The 531-nt window shown below is 60.8% G+C and carries 1 pseudogene; it reads left to right on the top strand.

What is annotated here, in order from left to right:
* Window positions 1-186, top strand: a pseudogene (locus EN991_RS40540) (replication initiator protein A); the annotation flags it as partial.
* Window positions 187-531 lie beyond the last annotated feature (345 nt).

Below are 531 nucleotides of genomic sequence, written 5' to 3' on the forward strand. Positions count from 1 at the left end.
TCCCACTTCAAGCGCTTCACCTTCGATCTGCGCGAGATCGTCCGTCGCCAACCGCTGCCTGGCTATCGGCTCGCGCTCACCATCGATCCTGATGGCCGATCGCGCCTGAGCTTCCAACCCAACCCGCCGGAACCGTACGCGACGCAGCGCGCGCCGCGCGCTCGACCGACCAAGGCTGTGAAATGACTGTGGACAGGCCCGTGCTATCAGGAACCGCAACTCCCGTGCCATCGGGAACCGGATTCCCGTGCTATCAGGAACCGGATTCGATCCTAAGCCATTGTGGCGATTGCCGAACCGGCTCCTCTAACGTTTCTAACCGAGAATCCTTCCGATTCTTACTAACGCAAAGCGCAGGTCGGCGAGGCTGTGGGCGACGGCCGAGCCCTAATCTTTCGGCGATGCCGAGAGCGATCGACGTCCACTGCTCTTACCGGAACAAGACCACTTTTTCCGCCCCTCGCTTCACCATGCTTGTTCGTGGCCTCCTGTCATGGAGGTCGGCATGAGCGATCTCACCACCGTCGAACT

It is taken from the genome of Mesorhizobium sp. M7A.F.Ca.US.005.03.2.1, from assembly GCF_003997795.1.
GTDB lineage: Bacteria > Pseudomonadota > Alphaproteobacteria > Rhizobiales > Rhizobiaceae > Mesorhizobium > Mesorhizobium ciceri.